General features: G+C 37.3%; 21 protein-coding genes and 3 tRNA genes. 20 read left to right on the forward strand and 4 right to left on the reverse strand.

Translation table 11 applies throughout. From position 1 onward, the window contains the following. The first annotated feature begins 160 nt into the window (after positions 1-160). Entirely contained in the window at positions 161-1,687 is a 1,527-nt protein-coding gene (locus tag BUA89_RS04860; protein WP_072953634.1) for a trypsin-like peptidase domain-containing protein, read from the forward strand. 64 nt (positions 1,688-1,751) lie between these two features. Here the strand turns inward: BUA89_RS04860 and BUA89_RS04865 are convergent, their stop codons facing one another. The 3 genes from BUA89_RS04865 to BUA89_RS04875 form a co-directional block, all read right to left on the reverse strand. Further along, a complete protein-coding gene (locus tag BUA89_RS04865; RefSeq protein ID WP_072953636.1) occupies positions 1,752-2,204 on the reverse strand; it encodes a hypothetical protein in 453 nt (150 codons plus the stop codon). Continuing rightward, the gene (locus BUA89_RS04870; protein ID WP_072953638.1) at positions 2,204-2,584 is read right to left on the reverse strand and encodes a RidA family protein; all 381 of its coding nucleotides are present in this window, start codon (positions 2,582-2,584) and stop codon (positions 2,204-2,206) included. Before BUA89_RS04870 ends, BUA89_RS04865 begins: the two co-directional genes overlap by 1 nt. A gap of 68 nt (positions 2,585-2,652) precedes the next feature. After that, on the reverse strand, positions 2,653-5,241 hold the full coding sequence (locus tag BUA89_RS04875) for a putative LPS assembly protein LptD (RefSeq protein ID WP_083531619.1): 2,589 nt from the start codon (positions 5,239-5,241) through the stop codon (positions 2,653-2,655). 65 nt (positions 5,242-5,306) lie between these two features. Between BUA89_RS04875 and BUA89_RS04880 the strand changes: the two genes are divergently transcribed. Together BUA89_RS04880 and BUA89_RS04885 are read left to right on the forward strand one after the other, a co-directional pair. Then, positions 5,307-6,593, forward strand: coding sequence for an N-acetylmuramoyl-L-alanine amidase family protein (locus tag BUA89_RS04880; RefSeq protein WP_143152265.1), 1,287 nt, complete (start codon positions 5,307-5,309; stop codon positions 6,591-6,593). 57 nt (positions 6,594-6,650) lie between these two features. Beyond that, positions 6,651-6,725 (forward strand) — tRNA-Glu (locus tag BUA89_RS04885). 130 nt (positions 6,726-6,855) lie between these two features. On the opposite strand, the gene BUA89_RS04890 is transcribed toward BUA89_RS04885, so the two are convergent. Then, positions 6,856-7,305 (reverse strand): PA2169 family four-helix-bundle protein, encoded by a 450-nt coding sequence (locus tag BUA89_RS04890; protein WP_072953640.1) that lies wholly within the window; start codon positions 7,303-7,305, stop codon positions 6,856-6,858. Between the two features lie 364 nt (positions 7,306-7,669). Here BUA89_RS04890 and BUA89_RS04895 point away from each other — a divergent pair, with 364 nt between their 5' ends. The 17 genes from BUA89_RS04895 (at position 7,670) to BUA89_RS04965 (ending at position 20,727) form a co-directional block, all read left to right on the forward strand. Further along, positions 7,670-8,266: a Crp/Fnr family transcriptional regulator gene (locus BUA89_RS04895; RefSeq protein WP_072953642.1), complete on the forward strand. Its 597-nt coding sequence runs from the start codon at positions 7,670-7,672 to the stop codon at positions 8,264-8,266. A gap of 154 nt (positions 8,267-8,420) precedes the next feature. Continuing rightward, positions 8,421-8,570: a hypothetical protein gene (locus BUA89_RS23065; RefSeq protein ID WP_178362429.1), complete on the forward strand. Its 150-nt coding sequence runs from the start codon at positions 8,421-8,423 to the stop codon at positions 8,568-8,570. A gap of 230 nt (positions 8,571-8,800) precedes the next feature. Next, positions 8,801-9,649: a KGG domain-containing protein gene (locus BUA89_RS04900; RefSeq protein WP_178362430.1), complete on the forward strand. Its 849-nt coding sequence runs from the start codon at positions 8,801-8,803 to the stop codon at positions 9,647-9,649. Between the two features lie 79 nt (positions 9,650-9,728). Next, a complete protein-coding gene (locus tag BUA89_RS04905; protein WP_072953646.1) occupies positions 9,729-10,370 on the forward strand; it encodes a ferritin-like domain-containing protein in 642 nt (213 codons plus the stop codon). A gap of 66 nt (positions 10,371-10,436) precedes the next feature. Then, a complete protein-coding gene (locus tag BUA89_RS04910; protein ID WP_072953648.1) occupies positions 10,437-10,754 on the forward strand; it encodes a hypothetical protein in 318 nt (105 codons plus the stop codon). A gap of 71 nt (positions 10,755-10,825) precedes the next feature. Next, positions 10,826-12,961: a catalase gene (locus BUA89_RS04915; RefSeq protein WP_072953650.1), complete on the forward strand. Its 2,136-nt coding sequence runs from the start codon at positions 10,826-10,828 to the stop codon at positions 12,959-12,961. A 32-nt stretch (positions 12,962-12,993) separates the two neighbouring features. After that, entirely contained in the window at positions 12,994-14,172 is a 1,179-nt protein-coding gene (locus BUA89_RS04920; protein WP_072953652.1) for a zinc-dependent alcohol dehydrogenase, read from the forward strand. Positions 14,173-14,196: 24 nt separating this feature from the next. Beyond that, entirely contained in the window at positions 14,197-14,994 is a 798-nt protein-coding gene (locus tag BUA89_RS04925; protein ID WP_072953654.1) for an SDR family NAD(P)-dependent oxidoreductase, read from the forward strand. 31 nt (positions 14,995-15,025) lie between these two features. Further along, a complete protein-coding gene (locus BUA89_RS23070; protein WP_178362431.1) occupies positions 15,026-15,199 on the forward strand; it encodes a hypothetical protein in 174 nt (57 codons plus the stop codon). A 52-nt stretch (positions 15,200-15,251) separates the two neighbouring features. Next, positions 15,252-16,775 (forward strand): FAD-dependent oxidoreductase, encoded by a 1,524-nt coding sequence (locus BUA89_RS04930; protein WP_072953656.1) that lies wholly within the window; start codon positions 15,252-15,254, stop codon positions 16,773-16,775. A 10-nt stretch (positions 16,776-16,785) separates the two neighbouring features. Continuing rightward, positions 16,786-17,442: a DUF6766 family protein gene (locus tag BUA89_RS04935; RefSeq protein ID WP_072953658.1), complete on the forward strand. Its 657-nt coding sequence runs from the start codon at positions 16,786-16,788 to the stop codon at positions 17,440-17,442. Between the two features lie 390 nt (positions 17,443-17,832). After that, positions 17,833-18,153: a hypothetical protein gene (locus BUA89_RS04940; RefSeq protein ID WP_072953659.1), complete on the forward strand. Its 321-nt coding sequence runs from the start codon at positions 17,833-17,835 to the stop codon at positions 18,151-18,153. A 67-nt stretch (positions 18,154-18,220) separates the two neighbouring features. After that, complete coding sequence (gene rpsT, locus BUA89_RS04945; RefSeq protein WP_072953661.1) at positions 18,221-18,475, forward strand: 30S ribosomal protein S20; 255 nt, start codon at positions 18,221-18,223, stop codon at positions 18,473-18,475. Between the two features lie 10 nt (positions 18,476-18,485). Then, positions 18,486-18,557, forward strand: a tRNA-Glu gene (locus BUA89_RS04950). Positions 18,558-18,626: 69 nt separating this feature from the next. Beyond that, positions 18,627-18,698, forward strand: a tRNA-Glu gene (locus BUA89_RS04955). A gap of 126 nt (positions 18,699-18,824) precedes the next feature. Beyond that, a complete protein-coding gene (locus BUA89_RS04960; protein ID WP_072953663.1) occupies positions 18,825-19,478 on the forward strand; it encodes a FadR/GntR family transcriptional regulator in 654 nt (217 codons plus the stop codon). A gap of 52 nt (positions 19,479-19,530) precedes the next feature. Then, positions 19,531-20,727 carry an MFS transporter gene (locus BUA89_RS04965; RefSeq protein WP_083531601.1) on the forward strand — a complete coding sequence of 399 codons (1,197 nt, stop codon included), beginning with the start codon at positions 19,531-19,533 and terminating at the stop codon, positions 20,725-20,727. Positions 20,728-20,735: the final 8 nt, after the last annotated feature.

Consider the following 20,735-nt stretch of genomic DNA (forward strand, 5'->3'; position numbering starts at 1 on the left):
GTGACAAATAATTACCACTTAACACATAAAATAATGTTATTGTAGTTAAATTTTAGTTAAAACTGAAACATTTAATACCAATTGCATACCTATTTAGCATTAAATTTGTTTACTATAAAACGAAAAGATAAATAACATAAATAATTAAGAAAGATACACAATGAAGAGTACTTTAAAAAAACTATTACCATTTGCCGTAGTAGGAGTGATCTCAGGAGCTACTACCGTTGGAGGATTACAATACTTAAATCATGATTCCAACAGCGCAGACCAATCATACTTTACAAAAGCTTCAAACGTTTCTTTCGCAGGAATGAATTCTGCGGCAGTAGGAGATGATTTTGTAAAAGCAGCAAAAACGACAGTTCCAGCTGTCGTAACCATTAAAAACTATCAAACCAGAACGACAAGCAGAGCTTCTGAACAGGATATGTTTGATTTCTTTTTTGGAGATCCGTTCGGAGGACGAGGACAGCAAAGACAGAAACAACAGCAGGTACCGGAGAACATGCCTTCAGGAATGGGATCGGGTGTCATTATTTCGCCGGATGGTTATATTATTTCCAATAATCACGTTGTGGCCGGAGCTAATAAGCTTGAAGTTGTTTTAAGCAATAAAAAATCATATATCGCTACTTTAGTCGGAACTGACCCTAATACAGACATTTCATTACTTAAGATAGAAGAAAAAGGATTACCATTTTTAAATTTTGCCAATTCTGACAATATTGAAGTTGGACAATGGGTTCTTGCCGTAGGAAATCCATTGGGATTGAATTCTACAGTAACCGCAGGGATCGTTTCTGCAAAAGGCAGAGGTATCGGAATTTTAAGTTCACAAGGAAAAGCTGCCAACCCAATTGAAAGCTTTATTCAGACCGATGCAGCAATTAACCCTGGAAACTCCGGAGGTGCATTGGTAAATACAAATGGAGATTTGATCGGTATAAACTCTGCCATCCAATCTACTACAGGATATTACCAAGGTTATGGATTTGCCGTTCCTGCCAACTTAGCGAGAAAAATTGTTGAGGATATCAAGAAGTTCGGTATTGTGCAAAGAGGATTCTTAGGAGTAACATCTTTAGATCTTTCCGATGACCAAATGGTTGCAGCTTATAACAAACAGAAAAAGACAAATTATAAAGCAGGTTCAGGAATTTTGGTAACAGGATTCGGAGAAAGCAGCGGTGCTGAAGATGCAGGCTTGAAAACAGGTGATATCATTACTAGCATCGACGGAACACCAATCACTGATTTTGCAGATCTATCAATGTCTGTAGGAAGCAAGAGACCTGGGGATAAAGTAGTGGTAACGTATCAGAGAAATGGTAAAGAAGCGACAACCACTGTAACGCTGAAAGACCAAAAAGGAGGAACTTCCACAAGAACAAAGGCTGACTTAACAGTAACAGAAAAAATTGGGGCAGAATTCAAGCCATTGGATGAAAGATTTAAGACTGATTACGGATTGAACAGCGGCGTAATTGCCAACAATGTGACAGAAGGAAGCGAAATTGCCAAAATCGGAATCGTAGATAATTATATCGTGATAGAGATCAATGGTAAGCCCGTAAATTCACAGAAAGATGTTGAGAAAATTCTTGACAAATATTCAGGAAATGTCTCCGTGAAATTTGTAGATGCTTACGGACAGATCTATACAAGAGGTTTCAAAATGCCTTAACAGAAGAACTAAACTTCACATTCATATCAACAAAAAACGCTGCAAATTGCAGCGTTTTTTATATTTATGATTTATTCATTTTTTCAGCGATTCTTCTTTTCTTTTTCCGTTCATAAATGACTTCTACAATTTTACCTCCGATCCACGAGAAAGGGAAAAACGTAAGGAAAATAGAGATTTTATAAAACGTAGGATGATATGGGAAAACAATAACATCCAGCATCGCTATAAAAAGCATAATGAAACCGATAAGAATAGCATACGCTACTTTAGCATACTTTACAATGATTGCTGTTGCAACCCCTCCGATTGTAGTTCCTAATCCGGAAACAAACAAAAGAAAGCCGAAGAAAGCATCATTATTCTGCATGCTCTGAAGAAATCTTTGCCAATGCTCGAACGGAGCAAAAGCTTCGAAAGTAACCCATTGCGGAAACACCCTTATACCAAGAGTAATGATAAGTCCGGCAATTCCAAGACCTACAATAACCGCAATTGTATTTCTTATAAAATTCATTAATCCTGATGTGCGATCATAGAAATTTCGATATCAACATTTTTTGGCAGGCAAGAAACCTGTACTGTTTCACGAGCCGGATAGCTTTCTGCATCTAAATACGAAGCATAAATATCATTCATTACTGCAAAATCATCCATATTTTTAAGGAATATCGTTGCTTTTACAACATTTTTAAATGTCATTCCTGCTTCTGTAAGAATAGCCTCAAGGTTTTTCATTACCTGATGCGTTTCCTTTTCAATTCCTTCCACCAATTTACCGGTTGCAGGATCTACAGGGATCTGTCCTGAAATATACAGAACACCGTTTGCCATGTTTGCTTGTGAATAAGGCCCGATCGCTGCAGGAGCATTTACCGTGTTGATTACTTTTTTCATTTAGATTTTATTTTGGGTGCAAATATAAAATTTATATTCTATTTCTATTATCAAATATTAATCCGAAATTAGAAAGGTGCATTAGGCTGTGTGAAACTTCTGTCTTTATATTTCAATGCATCACTTAAGATGTTGGCTTTTATACCGATAAAGAAGTCATACACCTTGTACTGACCAAACGGAACCCAGTTGAAATTAATGGTAAAACTTCGCTGGTCTCTCGAAAAACCAATCCTTGTATATGCCAATTCTCTTGTCACCATATCATAGTGAGTACTTCCATTGATATTCCAGTAAGGGGTTAACTTAATACTTCCGTCCAAACCCACTGAAGCCAATTTAGTAGGCGTTCTCGATGCTGTACTTCTTGTGTAGGCATAGTTAGCATTCACATTTAATGTCCAGGCCTGATCGAAATGGGCGTAATTATCATCATCAAAATAATAATTTTCATTCCTTACCTCCCCTTTCGATTTGTATTTTTTAGCATAATCTGTTTTTTCTCCAAAAATCTCACTGCTTAAAGGATAAGACAACTGAACGTTGAAACCCTGCACACTGAAATGCCCGAAGTCCTCTGTTCTGATACCTACTTCCTGTCCCGGAATAAAAATGATTTTGTATGGATCTAAAGATAAGCTTGTATTGACACTTAATTTATTATTGAAGAAAGAAGACTGCCCATTAACCGTAATAATTGAGAAAGGATGATCTTTCGCCGCAAAGTTGTAACTTCCCGAAAGGTTTAAAGATTCAAAAAGCTTCACCTTTTTTATTCCGGTTGAATCGCTTTTAGACTTTACTTTCATCTCGATATTGTTCCCGATATTGAATCCTAAAGCACCCACCAATCCGCTTGAAGGTGATCCGATAATTCCTCCTTCAAAAATTGAATAAGGTGTTAAAGCTCCAGTGGCATCATAATAATTTCTGTAATATCCATAACCTGAACCCCCGAAATCAGGAGAATATGTGAAACCGATACTTGGCGTCATCATGTGTCGGATGGCTTCAATGGCAGAACCTTTCTTAAAATTTGCCTGTCCGTATAATGTGGTCTGTAAACTTGCCGTTGTAGAAAATGTAGAATATCCTGTAATACCTTTGTTTGTTTCCGTAACCACTTTATTATTTACAGGATCGTAGAACTTTTCAACACTTTTTGTTGTTAAAGCATTATCAATATTAGCGCCTAAACTGAACGTAAAATATTTAGCAACCGTTGTATTGGTTCCTAATGTGATGTTGTTTTTTAGACCGGTCTGCATTTTATCCCACATTTCTTTCTTAAAAAGCTCTCCTTCATTTGTCTGTACAAAGTTCGTCAGGTTAATCCCCGTATTGACCGTAATATTTTCCAGTAACCCTTGTCTTACCCCCGTTTTAGATCCGAATAAATAAAACTGGTTGATTGCAATATTCATTTGTGGTAAACGAAGATCGGATAATCCTGTGGCAAAGTTCTGGGAATAAGAAGCGGTTCCTGTAATAGTCGCAGGCAGTTTCAGGAATCTTTTAGTAACCGTTACCGTAGAGTTCTGCTGAGTATTTAATACATTCTGATTTAAAATATAATTATTATTCAGCGTATTGTTGTAAAATTTTGTACTTACAATGTCTACAGACGCGGAAAAATTCAGAAACGGATTGGATTTTGTGTCCTGACTGTGTCTCCAAGCGATTCGGTATGTTCCGGTTTTACTGTAGTCATCAAGCCCTTTAATCCCTCTGACCATTGATCCTATATCTGCAGAGAAATTTCCGCTGTAACGGTATTTCTTTACATAATTCATTTCAGGCCTTAAGTTCCAGCTTCCTTTGGTATAAATATCAGAGAGAATTTTAAGGTCGAAATGTTCCCCTATCGGTTGATAATATCCTAATCCATTCAGGAAAAACCCGACATCCTGTCTTTCCCCAAAACTCGGTATCAAAATACCCGCAGACCTTTTATCGGAAAAAGGTAAAATCGCAAAAGGCATAATCAAAGGGGTCGGAACCTGCTCAATATACATCTGAATAGGTCCTGAAATGATGGAAGATTTATTTTTAGTCTTCACTAATTTGATATTGGATGCCCGTAAATGGTAATCCGCTGCCGTATCTTTTTTCTTAATAAAATAGTCGTCGGTTGTGTAATTCGCCCGTCTCATGGCAAACACAGAGTCATTGTATTTTTTCGTTTTTTCAGCAACAATTACCCCTTCACTTTCTTCCGTTCTGGCATTGAAAGCAATAGCCTGCCTTGTTTTGGTATTATACTGAAATTCATCAGTTTCATACTTTTTTCCGGCTTGTGTGGTAATAACAGGCTCAATAATCTTCCCTAACGAATCTAGTTTTCCGCGAGCGTACATTAGACTTTTCTGCTCGTCGATAGAGATGTAATCTGCATCAATCTGCATATCCTGATATTTTACCTGAGCATTTTTGTTCAGATAAACCATTTTTTTCTTGAAATCCCTCCTTTTGAAATCTGCTTTTGTATGAAGAACATCTTCCAGAGCCTCTTTTTTTAAGGCAATGGTATCTTGTTTAGGGATAGTATCATTAACCGCATTTTCAGGCAATTTTCCAGGCGTTTGCTGTGCTAAAAAATTGTTAAAAATTAGGATAATTAAAATTTGTAATATATTTTTGGAGACGGTTTTGACCAATTTTTTTGTTATATTTAATGTATACAATTAAGGCTCAAAATTAATATAATTTTTAAAACTGTAAGATGCACAAAGTAAATTTTAAAATAATTTTATCATTTCTCCTGATCCTTGCCAGCAACTTTATTTTCTCTCAGAAGAAGTTTACGGTTGTTTTAGATGCCGGACACGGAGGTAGTGATCACGGAGCAAACAGAACGTATTCAGACATTGGAAGGGTGACAGAAAAAGAAATTACTCTTGCCATCACGCTAAAAGTGGGTGCAATGCTTGAAAAAAATAAAGATTTCAAAGTAATTTATACCCGAAAAATAGACGAATACCCTTCATTATCAGATAGAACTAACTTAGCTAACAGAAGCAAAGCAGATTTATTTGTTTCTATCCACTGTAACTCTGCGGTAAGAAATACAGCTTACGGAACAGAAACTTATGTACAGGGACCGGATCAGAACGATACCAATCTTGAAGTGGCAAAAAGAGAAAATGATGTAATTTTTCTTGATGAAAAAGATAAGCAGACCTTCGGTTCTTATGATGCAAGCTCACCGGAATCTTTAATTGCCCTAAAACTTCAGCAAAGCAAATATCTTGAGGCCAGCATGCTTTTGGGAGGATTGGTTGAGAATAATTTTGTAAATAAAGATAAAAGATCTTCCAGAGGTGTTTTCCAGAAAAACCTTCACGTGCTTCGTATGAATGCGATGCCTTCGGTACTTATCGAAACAGGATTTATCAATCACCCTGAAGAAAGTCACTATCTGGCATCAGAAAAAGGTCAGGACGAGATTTCACAAAGTATTTATGATGCGATCATCGATTATAAAAAAGCCATTGACAGAAAAGCAGGAGTTTCTGCCCTAACGAAAAAACCTGAACCGGAAAAGCCGGCAGAAGTTGCTTTGAAAAACGACTTCAGAATCTTACTACTGAGTTCTCCAACAAAATATAACGATGGAGATCCTGCATTAAAAGGATTAAACTACATTTTGCCTATTAAAGAGAACGGACAGTACAAATATTATTACGGGGTCACCAATATGGCATCGGTAAGAGATATTAATATTAAAACGGCGAAAGATGCAGGTTTCAGAAATGCATATGCCGTAGGATTTATGCCGAACCAGAAGCTGAGTACAGGCTATTATACACTTGAAGTACACACAGGGGATAAACTGAACGGAAATTCGTTGGTAATGCAGGCTCTGAAAGATGTTGAAAGAAACAAAGAAAACGGAGTTTTCTACTACACTTACGGAAAAGTTTATACTTTGGAAGATGCCGTAAAACTTCAGAAAGAGGTTGAAGCTAAAGGAATTAAAAACTCTATCATTCAAAAAGTTTTCAGATAGCAAAAAATAAATTTTGAGTTTCAAAAGTTTATCATTATTTTTGCAAACTCAAAATTTGGCCTATTCGTCTAGTGGTCAGGACTCAAGGTTTTCATCCTTGCAACAGGAGTTCGATTCTCCTATAGGCTACCAATTTTCAACAATATTAAAGCCCTTTTTAAAGGGCTTTTTCATTTCCAATTAATACTAAGGTTAACTTATTTCCACAAAACAAAAGACTACCCCGATGTGGGCAGCCTTTAATTTTTATTCGGTGAAATTGTTAATTTCTTTCTTCTAAATTTTCAAATTTAGCGTATGAAGATTTTAAATGATGCAGCTGATCCGAAACCAGTCTTGTACTTTCCGGACAAAGATCCCCACTGTCCAGCGCATCCTGATAAGCATCAATAGCAGCTCTTTCTCCGAAAACTACATTCTCTAAAGTAGATTCATCCTTGTCTGCCACGAAAGAATTTTTCACATCTATCCAAGCTCTGTGTATAGCTCCTGCCGTACTTGTTGTATTGTCGGCTTCCCCGCCTTTTCCATTAATTAACTGAATGAGATCATTTTTCATAGTCTGGGATTGAGCAACCATTTGGTCATAGTCAGCTTTAAGTGAAGAATGGGTATCCCATACTTTGTCTTCTACTTTTGAAAATCCTTCAATTCTGTCGTTGGTAATGTTCAGTAAATCATTAAGCACTGAAACTGTGTTTTCGTTGTTCATACTAAATTTTTTGGTGTGATTGATAATATTTTAATTGTGATTTAAATACAAGTATAGTGCATAAGAACTTACAACTATAAGACCATAATGACCAAAAATAGACAGATGTGGTACCTAAAGTCACAATTTCTACTTATTTGATTCTGATCATAACTACGAATAAAAACCGGTTTCAATTTTGTGTGAACCAAAAGAAAATTTAATAATGAAGCCGAAACAGATTCTTGTCGAAGATTATTGGATTTTTTAAATAGAATCCGTTATTATTCTAAATTAATTATATTCCTTCTTTCATAAAACCTTATGATTCAAGTCATAGAGAAGCCTGCTTTTTAAGGCTACTTTTATTAATATTTTAATACTTATGTTAATTCCAGAACAACTTCTCTTATCGTACGGAGCCGAAACAGAAACCCTTGAGCCTTCACATATTATTTTTAATGAAGGAGAAAATCCAAAATATTATTATCAGATCATCGAAGGCAGAATTAAGCTGAATCATTATAATGATGAAGGAAAAGAACTTATTTTAGCCATTCTGGACAAAGGTTTAAGCGTTTGTGAATTATTATTGTTTATTGACAAAACATATCCGGTAAATGCTGTGACCTTTGAAACCTGTACTATTCTAAAACTTCCGAAAAGCCATTTTACAAAATTACTGGACGAAAATCCCGCAATCTCAAGAGATATCAATAAGTTTTTGTCGGAAAGGCTCTATTACAAATACATCATGCTGGAAAATAATTCTTCTCTTCGCCCCGAAACAAGAATTACCGGCATGTTGGACTATCATAAAAGTTTCTATGAAGATCAGACAAAATTTTCTTATGAAGTTCCGTTAACAAGGCAACAGATTGCCGCCCTGACAGCGTTGCGTGTTGAAACCGTAGTAAGAACTGTCAAAAAGCTGGAAAAAGAGAACTATCTAAAAATTATTAACCGGAAAATCTACGTATAATGACCATAAAAGAATCCGAATAAAATAAAACACTAAAAAGTGATAAAATGTGGTATTTTTTGTCAATCTTTTTCTTCTGTTTGGTTCGCAATTTGGAAATCTTTAAACACAATATTCATTTTATTCATTTTTTTAACCATAAAATTTTCTGATTATGACAATAGCCGAAAACGCATTAGTTTCTTATGGAACAAAATCATTAAATTATAAAGTAAAAGCCATTTTTGACAAGGAAACAGCTTGCGAAAGTTATCTGAAAAATTGGGAATATCTAAGTCTTTTCATTTCCAACCCAACTCAATGAAAACAATTTATTTTAATGTAATTCACTGATTATGACTCGAGTCATATACAATTTAATAAAGTCATTGTACATTTGAGTAAATAATTATCCACTGTCTTCGCTCTTTTTTTTGAGCAATATTTTTCAAAGCACTTAGCTTTTTTCAATCATCAATATAATTAAACATGTTGCTGTCTAATACTAGTCACGGCCAGCAACAACCATCACCAAATATTAATAAAAATTCTATTATGAACACTAGAAATTCAGGAAACCGTAGCTCAAGAGGAAACTCACAATCAAGCAGCAATCTTGAGGAAATTTATCAATTAGGTTATGACCACGGTTATAACGATGCGCAAAATGATGAAGATTACGATGACGACTTCTCAGAATATGAAGATTATTTTGATGACGAAGACTATGACGACGAAGATTATGATGATGAAGACTACGATGACAACGAAGACTATGATGATGAAGATTACGACGAGGAGGACGACGACGACGATGATGATAACAGAGGCCGCGGAAGAGGCAGAAGCAACAACGGGAACCAGCAGAGAGACAGCCAGGGAAGATTCTCTTCAGGAGGCGGAAGAGGCGGTTCACGAAGTGGCTCTGGAAGAGGTCGAAGCTCAAATTCAAACTCAGGAAGATCGGGTTCTGGTTCGGGATCAGGATCAGGCGGAAGAGGCAGGTCATCTTCTAGAAACTCATCAAATGATCACAATTACGACCACAGACACGATAACCCGGGAAGACCAAGAGGCAGCAGAAATAGCAGCGGAGGGTCATCAAATTCAGGAAGATCGGGTTCTAATTCAGGATCAAGGTCAAACTCAGGTTCAAATTCAAGATCAGGCTCTGGAAGCGGAAGAGGAAACTCCGGTTCTGGCTCAAGATCAGGTAACAGCAGCGGTTCTGGTCGAGGTTCCAACTCAGGATCTGGCAACGGAACATCAAAAAGAGGTTTCGCATCAATGAGCAAAGCCGAACGTACGAGAATTGCACGTATGGGCGGACAGGCATCTCACGGAGGCGGAAGATCTTCAGGTTCTGGCAGATCGGGATTTGGAGGCAGACGTAATAATTCATAATTCTTTTCCAACGATTACCTCTTTTGATTTGATTATTTAAAGGGGTAATCTTTTTAAACCCAAACACCACTTTCACATTATGGCAACAAAAACATTAGATACTAAAACAGGTACCGCAGGTACGGAAACAGCTTCAACTTCTACAACAACATCTTCAGGAGAAACAGCAGCATCGAAAAAAACAACGTCAGTAGACAACGCAACAGTTAATGAAGATGAAATGAAAAGTTCTCCTCTTCATAAATTTTTCGTTTCTGCACTGAAGGACATTTATTTTGCAGAAAATGCCATCATCGATGCTTTGGAAAAAATGCAGGAAGCAGCCACTACTGAGGAGTTAAAAGAAGCTTTCGAAGACCATCAGCTACAGACTAAAAAACACGTAAGCCGTCTTGAAAAGGTATTTAAACTCATTGATGAAAAGCCCGAGCAAAAAGAATGCAAGGCGATTAAAGGAATTATCGAGGAAGGCGAAGAAATCATTAAATCTACAGAAGAAGGTTCTATGACCCGCGACGCCGCCCTGATTATTGCAGCTCAAAAAGTAGAACATTACGAAATTGCCACCTACGGCGGGCTGGCGCAGCTGGCCATTACAATGGGACACGATAAAGCTGCAGATCTCCTCGAAAAGACATTACAGGAAGAAGAAGATACAGATTATGATCTCACAGAAATTGCTGAGACCTACATCAACTTCGATGCAGAACAGGAAGATTAATACATTGACAGAGCCATACGGAGTTTTCTGTATGGCTTTTTACTCATAAATAACCATCTATATACTATGAATTGCAGAGACATTGTAAAAAAGTTGGAATCCGAACATTTTACTACAATTAAAAATCAAGGAAGCTGGTTTGAGGAAGGTTCTGTTATGTATACCAAAGAAATAAAGGAGAACATTTTTTTACTTTTTATCCTCCTGAAAGACTTGAAAACAGAAAGCATCCGTGCTCTGATTGCCAGATTCGACGAAGCGGAAAATATTGGTAAAAAAGAACCTCAACAGATCATGTTTTATCTTTCTATAAAATGCATAGAAGACCTTCACTACTTTGAAAAGTACCTGAAAGCGACAACCGACGAATTAGCTGCTTTTTAAACAAAATCAGATACAATTTTTTATAACATTGTTTGCAAAAAATCACCACCACATCACAAAATATTAGAATTATGAAAGACCAGAAACCGTCTAATGAAAAGCTAGATCAGCTAGAATCACACATTACTTCCAACGAAGACTCAAAACTAACAACCAACCAAGGTCTTAAGATCAATAACAATCAGGATTCCTTAAAAGCAGGAGACAGAGGGCCTACCCTATTGGAAGATTTTATCTTCAGAGAAAAAATAACCCATTTCGATCACGAAAGGATTCCCGAAAGAGTGGTTCATGCCCGTGGTTCAGGCGCACACGGAGTTTTTACCTTAAACAAGAGCCTTGAGAAATATACCAAAGCAAAATTTTTAACAGAAGTGGGAAAAGAAACACCTGTTTTTGTAAGATTTTCTACCGTTGCAGGGAACAGAGGAAGTACAGATTTAGCAAGGGATGTAAGAGGATTTGCTATAAAGTTCTATACAGAAGAAGGTAATTACGACCTCGTAGCCAATAATATTCCGGTATTTTTTATCCAGGACGCCATTAAGTTTCCGGATTTGGTACATGCAGTAAAACCCGAGCCTCATAATGAAATTCCTCAGGCGGCTTCAGCACACGATACCTTTTGGGATTTTATTTCTTTAATGCCCGAAAGCACACATATGATCATGTGGCTGATGAGTGACAGGGCAATCCCGAGAAGCTTCAGCAGAATGGAAGGTTTTGGCGTACATTCTTTTAAATTTATTAATGATGAAGGAAAAGTACATTTTGTAAAATTTCACTTTAAACCGAAACTGGGAGTTCACTCCGTTGCCTGGGACGAGGCGCAGAGAATTTCAGGAGTAGACCCCGATTTCCACAAAAGAGATCTTTGGGAATCTATAGAAAATGGTGATTTCCCGGAATGGGACTTCGGAGTACAGCTCATCCCGGAAGAAGATGAAGACAAATTTGATTTTGACATTCTTGATCCTACCAAAATAATCCCTGAAGAAGAAGTTCCCGTAGAAATTTTCGGAACATTAACCTTAAATAAAAATCCTGAGAATTTCTTTTCAGAAACTGAGCAGGTGGCTTTCCATCCGGGGCATATCGTTCCGGGAATTGATTTCAGCAACGATCCGTTATTACAAGGAAGATTATTCTCATACACCGATACCCAATTAATACGACTAGGCGGTCCCAACTTCCACGAGATCCCGATCAACAGATCAATAAAAACCGTCCACAATAACCAGAGAGACGGATATATGAGACAGCAGATTGCCAAAGGAAAAGTAAGCTACGAACCCAATTCTATTGGTGGAGGATGCCCTTTCCAGGCAATGATGTCCGAAGGCGGATTTACTTCTCATCAGGAAACTATTTCCGGCCCGAAAATCAGACAGAGAAGTGAAAGTTTCGTCGATCATTATTCTCAGGCAAAATTATTCTACAACAGCCAGTCGGCTCCGGAGAAAATACATCTTCAGAATGCATTGATCTTTGAATTGTCTAAAGTGACCATTCCAGCCATACGTGAAAGAATGGTAGGTCAGCTCAATTTTGTGGATAAAGTATTAGCCCAGAAAGTAGCAGAAAAAACAGGCGTTGAAGTAACAGAATTGGAGTTTCCCAACCAGAGTCTCCCTGCAGACAGCAATCATATAGATCTTCAGAGTGAAGAAAGAGAAGCCCACACGAAGATTTCAGATGCTTTAAGCATGGAAAATACGGTAAAAGATACTATTAAAAGCAGAAAAATTGGTTTTATCTTAGCCAATGGTGCTGATGCAGGCAGTGTTAATGACTTAAAAGCGAAACTGGAAGATGAAGGCGCTACAGTAGAAATTATTGCGCCAAGTTTAGCACCTATTACCACCAATGATGGATCGGCGTTAACACCCAAACATTCATTAACCAGTACAGCGAGTGTATGTTTCGATGCTTTATTCATAAGTACAGGTGAAGATTCTACCAAAGAGCTGCTGGCTCCGGACAACAAACATAAGGTACTGCAATTTATTAATGAAGCCTATAAACACTGCAAAACCATTTATTTTGGAGAAGGTACAGAACCGTTGTACATGAACAGTAATGTGGGATTAAAAAGCCATATAGATCCAGCTATTGTTTCCTGGGAAGATGAAAATCCTGAAAGCAAATTTATCGATGCCATTGCCCAACACAGAGTCTGGCACCTTGAACAGGAACGAAATAATTAAACACACCTCACACCACATTAAATATTAAAATTATGAAAGCTGCAGTTATACACTCACCCGGTATTATTACTTGCGATACCGTGGATGATCCGATCATTAAAGATCAAAATGATATTATTTTAAGAGTTACTTCCACCGCTATCTGCGGAAGCGATTTACATATGTACTCAGGAGGCATTCCTCAAGCCCGGCCAATGGTAATGGGACATGAGTTTATGGGAATTGTGGAAGAAACCGGCAAAAACATTACCAACCTTAAGGTTGGAGACCGTGTTGTAGTGCCATTCCCCATTTCATGTGGAAGCTGCTTTTTCTGTCAGCACGATCTTCCAACAGCCTGCGAACACAGCAATCCAGAACATTACGGTCCGGAAGGAGGAATTTTGACCGATAAAGGCGGCGCCCTTTTCGGGTACAGTGATCTGTACGGAGGCTACGACGGCGGACAGGCCCAATATGTAAGAGTTCCCTACGCTCACGTAGGCCCCAGAAAGGTTCCCGATACGCTTACCGACGAGCAGGTTTTATTCCTTACCGATATTTTCCCGACAGGTTATACAGGTGTAATGTGGGGAGAGCTTAAAGGAGGCGAAACGGTGGCCATTTTCGGAGCCGGGCCCGTAGGATCAATGTCTGCCAAAAGTGCCATTCTCCACAATGCCAAAAAAGTAATTGTAATAGATACCCAACAGTACAGACTGGATCAGATTAAATCATTAACCGGTTGTGATACCATTTTATGGGAAGACGGACAGGAGGTAATCGACCAAATAAGAGATATGACAGATGGCCGAGGAGCCGATCTCTGTATTGAAGCAGTGGGTTTCGAACCGGATAGAAATTTATTGGATAGAGCAAAAGCCATTTTAAATTTTGAAAAAGGCTCTATAAAAGTTCTGGAAGCATGCATGAGCGCGGTAAGACGTGGCGGTATTGTTTCTATTTTAGGAGTGTATCCTGTTAATTACGATAACTTTAAACTAGGGCAGATTTTCGATAAAGGAATTACCATCAAGGCAGGCCAGTGTAATGTCCATGCCATTATAGACCAGCTGATGGATCATGTTCAGAGCGGAAGAGTTACTTTAAATGACATTATTACCCATCGTCTTTCTCTAGAAGACGTGGCAAAAGGATATCAGATTTTCGATAAAAAAGAAGACGGCTGCGTAAAGGTAGTTCTCGATCCCTGGAAAACTTCAGCATTTTAGATAATTACCAAATACCAAAGAATTATGGAACGCAAAAATCAATATGCACTGATAACAGGAGCCACCAGCGGAATTGGCTATGAATTGGCAAAGCTGTTTGCCAAAAACGGCTACGACTTGGTGATTGTCGCCCGCAATCATGATGAATTATCAGCAAGAGCGGACGAGTTTAAAAGTTTTGGAATTAATGTAATTACCATTGCCAAAAACTTGTTCCAACAGGAAGATGCCTATTCATTATATTCTGAATTGAAACTGAACGGCATAAGCCCGGAAATCCTTGTCAACGATGCAGGACAGGGTGTTTATGGAAAATTCGAAGAAACGGATATTCACCGCGAAGTAGATATTGTGAATTTAAATATTGTTTCTGTTATCATCCTTACTAAGCTGTTTTTAAAAGACAGACTTGCAAAAGGTTCCGGGAAAATATTAAATCTGGCATCTATTGCAAGTAAAGCTCCCGGGCCTTGGCATTCGGTATATCACGGTACAAAAGCATTTATTCTGTCCTGGTCTGAAGCCATCAGAGAAGAGCTTAAAGACTCTGGGATTACCGTTACAGCATTGCTGCCGGGTCCTACAGATACCGATTTCTTCAACAAAGCAGATATGAATGAAAGTAAAATACTCGATGATCCGGATAATCTGATGTCTGCAGAGGAAGTTGCTGCTGACGGATACAATGCTTTGATGAACGGTGACGACAAAGTCATTTCAGGATTAAAGAACAAATTATCTGTAGCCATGACCAATCTTTCAACAGACAGCATGGCCGCGCACAGGATGGGAGAAATGCAGAAGCCCAGCTCAGAAAAGTAAAAAATATTATAAAAAGATAACTGAAAAAGATATGAGAACAACAGCAGCAATGCTTTTAGGACTTTTTTGTCTTGCAGCATCTACTTCATGTAAATGCGATTTTGATGAAGATGAGCCTAAAAATAAGTATGATCATCCTTCTGAAGGTCAAAAATCCAGGAATGGTAATCCAACAGAAAACGATTCTATCCCTTTAAACAAATAGAGCTTGATTTTCAGGCTCTATTGTTCTCTTGTTAAACCATAAAAATAATTGTATGTACAGAGACGGAGCAAGAAAAAGTATATGGCAGGAAGAAACAAAAAAATTTACTTCTACTGCCGATTGTAATAAAATATATGATGTTGCCATAATTGGCGGAGGTATTACAGGAGTCTCCACCGCCTTACAACTGCAGCAGTCAGGAAAAAAATGTATTATTATTGAAGCTTCAAACATTGGCTTTGGAACCACCGTCGGAACAACCGCTCATCTTAATGATTTCTTTGACACCACTTTTCCGCAAGCCATCAGCGATTTCGGACTGGAAAATGCTAAATTGTTTGCTGAGGTAGGCCAGGAAGCCATCAGTATGATCGCTAATAACATCCATCAGTTTACTATAGACTGTGATTTTGAAAGGAAGCCGGCCTATCTTTTCGCCCTGGATGAAAAACAGGAAAAAGAACTGAAAGATATTGTCGCCGGTGCTGCAGAAGTAGGTCATGTCATGAATTTCACTCATGAAATACCATTTCCGGTTCCGTTTGTAAATGCCGTAATTATTCCTGATCAGGCACAGTTTCATCCCGTTAAATATATCAAAGCTTTATGTGAAGCATTTCTGAATTTAGGCGGCGAAATTAAAGAAGACTGTGTCTGCGAAAGCCACGATGAGCAGGATGAGGTTGTCATTTTAAATACATCGCAGGGTGAAATTAAGGCTAAAAATGCAGTCTATGCAACCCACATTCCGCCGGGAATTAACGTTCTGAATTTTATTAATGCTCCTTACCGGAGTTATGCTTTGGCATTCAGCTTAAAGAATAACGACTATCCTCAGGCATTAGGCTACGACCTTACAGATCCTTATCATTACTACAGAACTCAGGAAATCGACGGAAAAATGCTTTTGATAGCGGGAGGAGAGGATCATAAAACAGGTCATGAGGAAAATACAGGAGAATGCTTTTCAAGGCTTGAAAATTATGTACGCGATCATTTTGATGTAGATACTGTATTTTACAGCTGGTCGAGCCAGTATTACGAACCCGTAGACGGATTTCCTTACATTGGAAAGCTTCCCGGAAGCAACGGAAAAATATTTACGGCTACAGGTTTCCGCGGAAACGGTATGATTTTCGGCACCCTCTCGTCACAGATTTTATCTGACCTTATTATTAAAGGAGAAAATAAATATGCGGATATTTTTAATCCTTCCCGAATAAAGCCTGTAGCTGGATTTACAGATTTTGTAAAGGAAACAGCCGTGGTCGCTTTTGATTTTATTAAAGATAAACTCTTTGCAGAAAAAATCAGGTCGCTGGCCGAAGTAAAAGAAGGAGAAGCAAAAGTTGTAAAGTACGAAGGTGAATCATATGCTCTATATAAGGAAGCCAACGGAAAAATCCATCTTGTAAAAAGCACCTGTCCTCATGCAAAATGCGAAGTTCGCTGGAACTGTGCCGAGCTCAGCTGGGATTGCCCGTGCCACGGCTCCAGGTTTAATGTAAACGGAAAAATGCTGACAGGGCCTACCGTGAAAGATTTGCAGAGAATTGAATCCGAGTCTGAATCTTAATTTTTACATCATGTCTAAATCAAGCTTTTTATATAGAAACAGCTTAAGTATTGTTTTACTTATTCTTATGCTTTTATGTCTCCTGGGACAATTTCTGACGGGTTGGAAGACAGAAAACAAGGAATTGCTGGAACATGGCAAAAATATGTTAACCCTGAAGCAATATCTTCAAAGCGGACACTTTATTCAGGCAACTTTTGAAAATTGGGAAAGTGAATTTCTGCAGATGATGATTTATGTGCTTCTTACAGTTTCTCTTAGGCAGAAGGGTTCCAGCGAATCTAAATCTCTGGACAAGGAAGAGGATGTGGATAAAGAACCGAAGCCACACCCAAAAGCGCCATGGCCGGTGAAAAAAGGAGGTATCTATCTGAAGATTTATAAACATTCTTTGTCAATTGCTTTTGCGGTATTGTTTTTGGCAAGCTTTATCCTACATTTTTACGGAAGCCTGAAAGATTATAATGAGGAACAGGTGATGAAGAACGAGAAAATAGTGACTGTATTTCAATACATGGCAGAATCCCGCTTCTGGTTTGAGTCTTTTCAAAACTGGCAGAGCGAGTTTCTGGCGGTTTTTTCGTTGGTTTTCTTATCAATCTGGCTGCGTGAAAAAGGCTCTCCGGAATCCAAACCGGTTGATATGCCCTACAATGAGAATTCTTAATTCCATAAGATTTATTTAAAAGTCCTCTTTATGAGGGCTTTTGTTTTAGTGGATAGCCCAAACAGGGTTTTAAATCATTAATAAAACTTGATTAAAGAAATATTTGATATCCTATATAAAGCCCCGGCAAGGGTTTAAAGAAATTTTCTGAGAAATAGCAAATTCGTTATCAGACAATTACCTATTAATAAAAATAAATTCCACACAAATATTTTGAATAAAAGAAAAAAATATTACCTTTGCACCACCTTAAACGGGAGATTTATTGATCTTTGATTTTGTTTAACAAAAAGGTTTGTTGATGTTTTATAATTTAAAATTTTGACTTATCTTTAATTTAAATTAATAAAAGACCATGACAATTTCTTATTTAAGATTGCAAATTATATCATGCCGGATTTAAAAATACAAGAAGCTAAACTGCTTTTTAAGAAAATCCACTCTAACCCAAAAAGTTATGATTTAAAAATCAATGAAGACGGGATTACAGGCAGGGATGATAAAATAAGTTTCAGACTAGACAGGACTGGAGAGAGGGTGACTTTTGAAGTAACAATTGACGGACTTACCTTCACCAATACCACTGGAGAATGGAACAATGCGCTGGTAATGCTTACGAGCACTATCAAAAAATTAGAAAGAGAAGAAGAGAATATTAAAATAGAACAGGCAATAAATAAACTGAAAAAATATTTATCAGAAGAAAATTAAAAATTTTTGAAAATAAATTTGGTAGATAAAAAAATAGTTTATACTTTTGCACTCACATTTGAACGATATGGCAAATCATAAATCAGCTTTAAAAAGAATTAGACAAAACGAAGTAAGAAAACTTCGTAACAGATACTATCACAAGACTGCTAGAACAGCAATGAAAGTGTTAAGAAACGAAGAGAACAAAGCAGCTGCATCTGAGCAATTACCTAAAGTTATCGCTTTATTGGATAAATTAGCTAAGAAAAACATTATCCACAAAAACAAAGCAGCTAACTTGAAAAGTAAGTTAACTAAGCACGTTAATAAATTAGCGTAATTATATAGTTGGCCCGTTCGTCTATCGGTTAGGACCTCAGATTTTCATTCTGGTAAGAGGGGTTCGATTCCCCTACGGGCTACTAATTTAAGAGTTGTAAACTTATAAAAACAAAAACTAACACATAATCTTCGGATTGTGGAAGATAGCGGGCCCGTTCGTCTATCGGTTAGGACCTCAGATTTTCATTCTGGTAAGAGGGGTTCGATTCCCCTACGGGCTACAAAAGAGATTTCAATTCGAGATCTCTTTTTTTATTTTAAATATGTCAAAAATCATCGATACACTTACTTGAAATAAACTTCAAAATCATATCTTTGTAATTCGTCAGATGATATGATGTTTTAATATGCAGATTCAAAGAAAAACTTTAGCGGAAGAAGTGGCAGAACGATTATTCGAAGGTATATCTGACGATGAATATGCTATTGGAGAGAAGCTTCCTATTGAACCTGAGCTGATGAAAATCTATGGTGTTGGCCGTTCAAGCATTCGTGAAGCCATAAAAATTTTATCGATCAAAGGAATTTTGAATGTGCAGCAAGGTGTAGGAACTTTTGTGGTTTCTAAAAATGCAGAAGAATCTTTAGAATCGCAAATGAATAAAGCTGAACTTGAAGAAGTGCAGGAAGTCCGTTCTTTGCTTGATTCTAAAATTGCAGCAAAAGCAGCCTTGAACAGAACCGAAAAAGATTTAGCGACAATAAAAAATTATTTAAATCTTAGAAATCAGTTTGCGGAAGAAAATAAAGCATCAGAATGTTATGAAGCAGATATTAATTTTCATCTAGCGATTGCTGAAGCCTGCGGAAACAAACTCTTAAAGGAAATTTATAAAGTTGCCACAAAACATATTATGAGCTCTTTCCGAACCAGACATCATAATACGGAATCATTTAAGATTTCTCAGAAAATCCATACAGAACTTTACCTATCTATTGCAGATAAGAATTCAGAAAAAGCAGCAGTGATCGCACAAAAAATTGTTGATCAGATTTATTAAAAATTTTTTAACAAAATTCATCAGATGATATGATGAATAATTATTTAATATTATGGAAAATATAAATACCAAGACCATTGACACCAACAAGATTGTTTATCCGATTTTGTTTATGATCAGCTTCTCTCATTTTTTAAATGACCTCATCCAATCCACAATTCCTTCACTTTACCCTATTTTAAAAGGTGAATTCAGATTATCATTTGCACAAATTGGAATCATCACTTTGGTATTTCAACTTACAGCTTCTATTTTACAGCCGTTTGTAGGAATTTATACCGATAAAAAACCAAATCCCAGATCTTTAGCCATCGGCATGGGATTATCAATGACAGGATTATTATTGCTTTCCGCAGCGCATCAATATTATGTTATTCTTATTTCGGTAGCCTTAATTGGGATGGGCTCATCCGTATTTCATCCTGAAGCATCAAGAGTGGCACAATTGGCATCGGGAGGACAAAAAGGTTTGGCACAATCGATATTTCAGGTTGGTGGAAATTCGGGAAGTGCGATTGGACCTTTGCTGGTTGCTTTAATTATTCTGCCTTTAGGACAAGGTTATGTTGGGTTATTTGCCATCGCAGCTTTTATCGGAATCATTGTTTTGTGGAGAATCGGAAATTGGTATGCAGAAAGATTAAGTTTAAAAAAATCAGCGAAACATCCGAGTGATGTTATTCATATTAATCTTTCAAAGAAGAAAGTTATTTTCTCGATTACGATTTTATTGGCGTTGGTTTTTTCGAAATATATTTATCTGGCTTCGATGACGAATTATTTTACCTTTTTCTTAATTGATAAATTCCATCTTTCGGTACACGATTCTCAGCTCTGTCTATTCATGTTCCTTGCAGCAGTTGCAGTGGGAACGATATTAGGAGGAAAATTAGGTGACAAATACGGAAGAAAAAAAATCATCTGGATTTCGATTTTGGGAGCAGCGCCGTTTACGCTTTGTCTTCCTTATCTTTCTTTATTCTGGACGATTGTCTTTGCTGTATTAATCGGGTTAATTATCGCTTCTGCATTTTCAGCGATCTTAGTGTATGCAACAGATCTGATGCCTAATAAAATCGGTTTGGTTGCCGGATTATTCTTTGGTTTTATGTTTGGAATGGGAGGAATTGGTTCGGCTGTTTTAGGAGCTGTTGCAGATGATACAAGTATTGAATATGTTTTTAAAATTTGTGCATTTTTACCATTAATGGGAATCATCACGGCTTTTTTGCCCAACCTTAAAAAATAAATAAAATC

This window comes from Chryseobacterium arachidis, from assembly GCF_900129245.1.
In the GTDB taxonomy this organism is placed as follows: Bacteria; Bacteroidota; Bacteroidia; order Flavobacteriales; family Weeksellaceae; genus Chryseobacterium; species Chryseobacterium arachidis.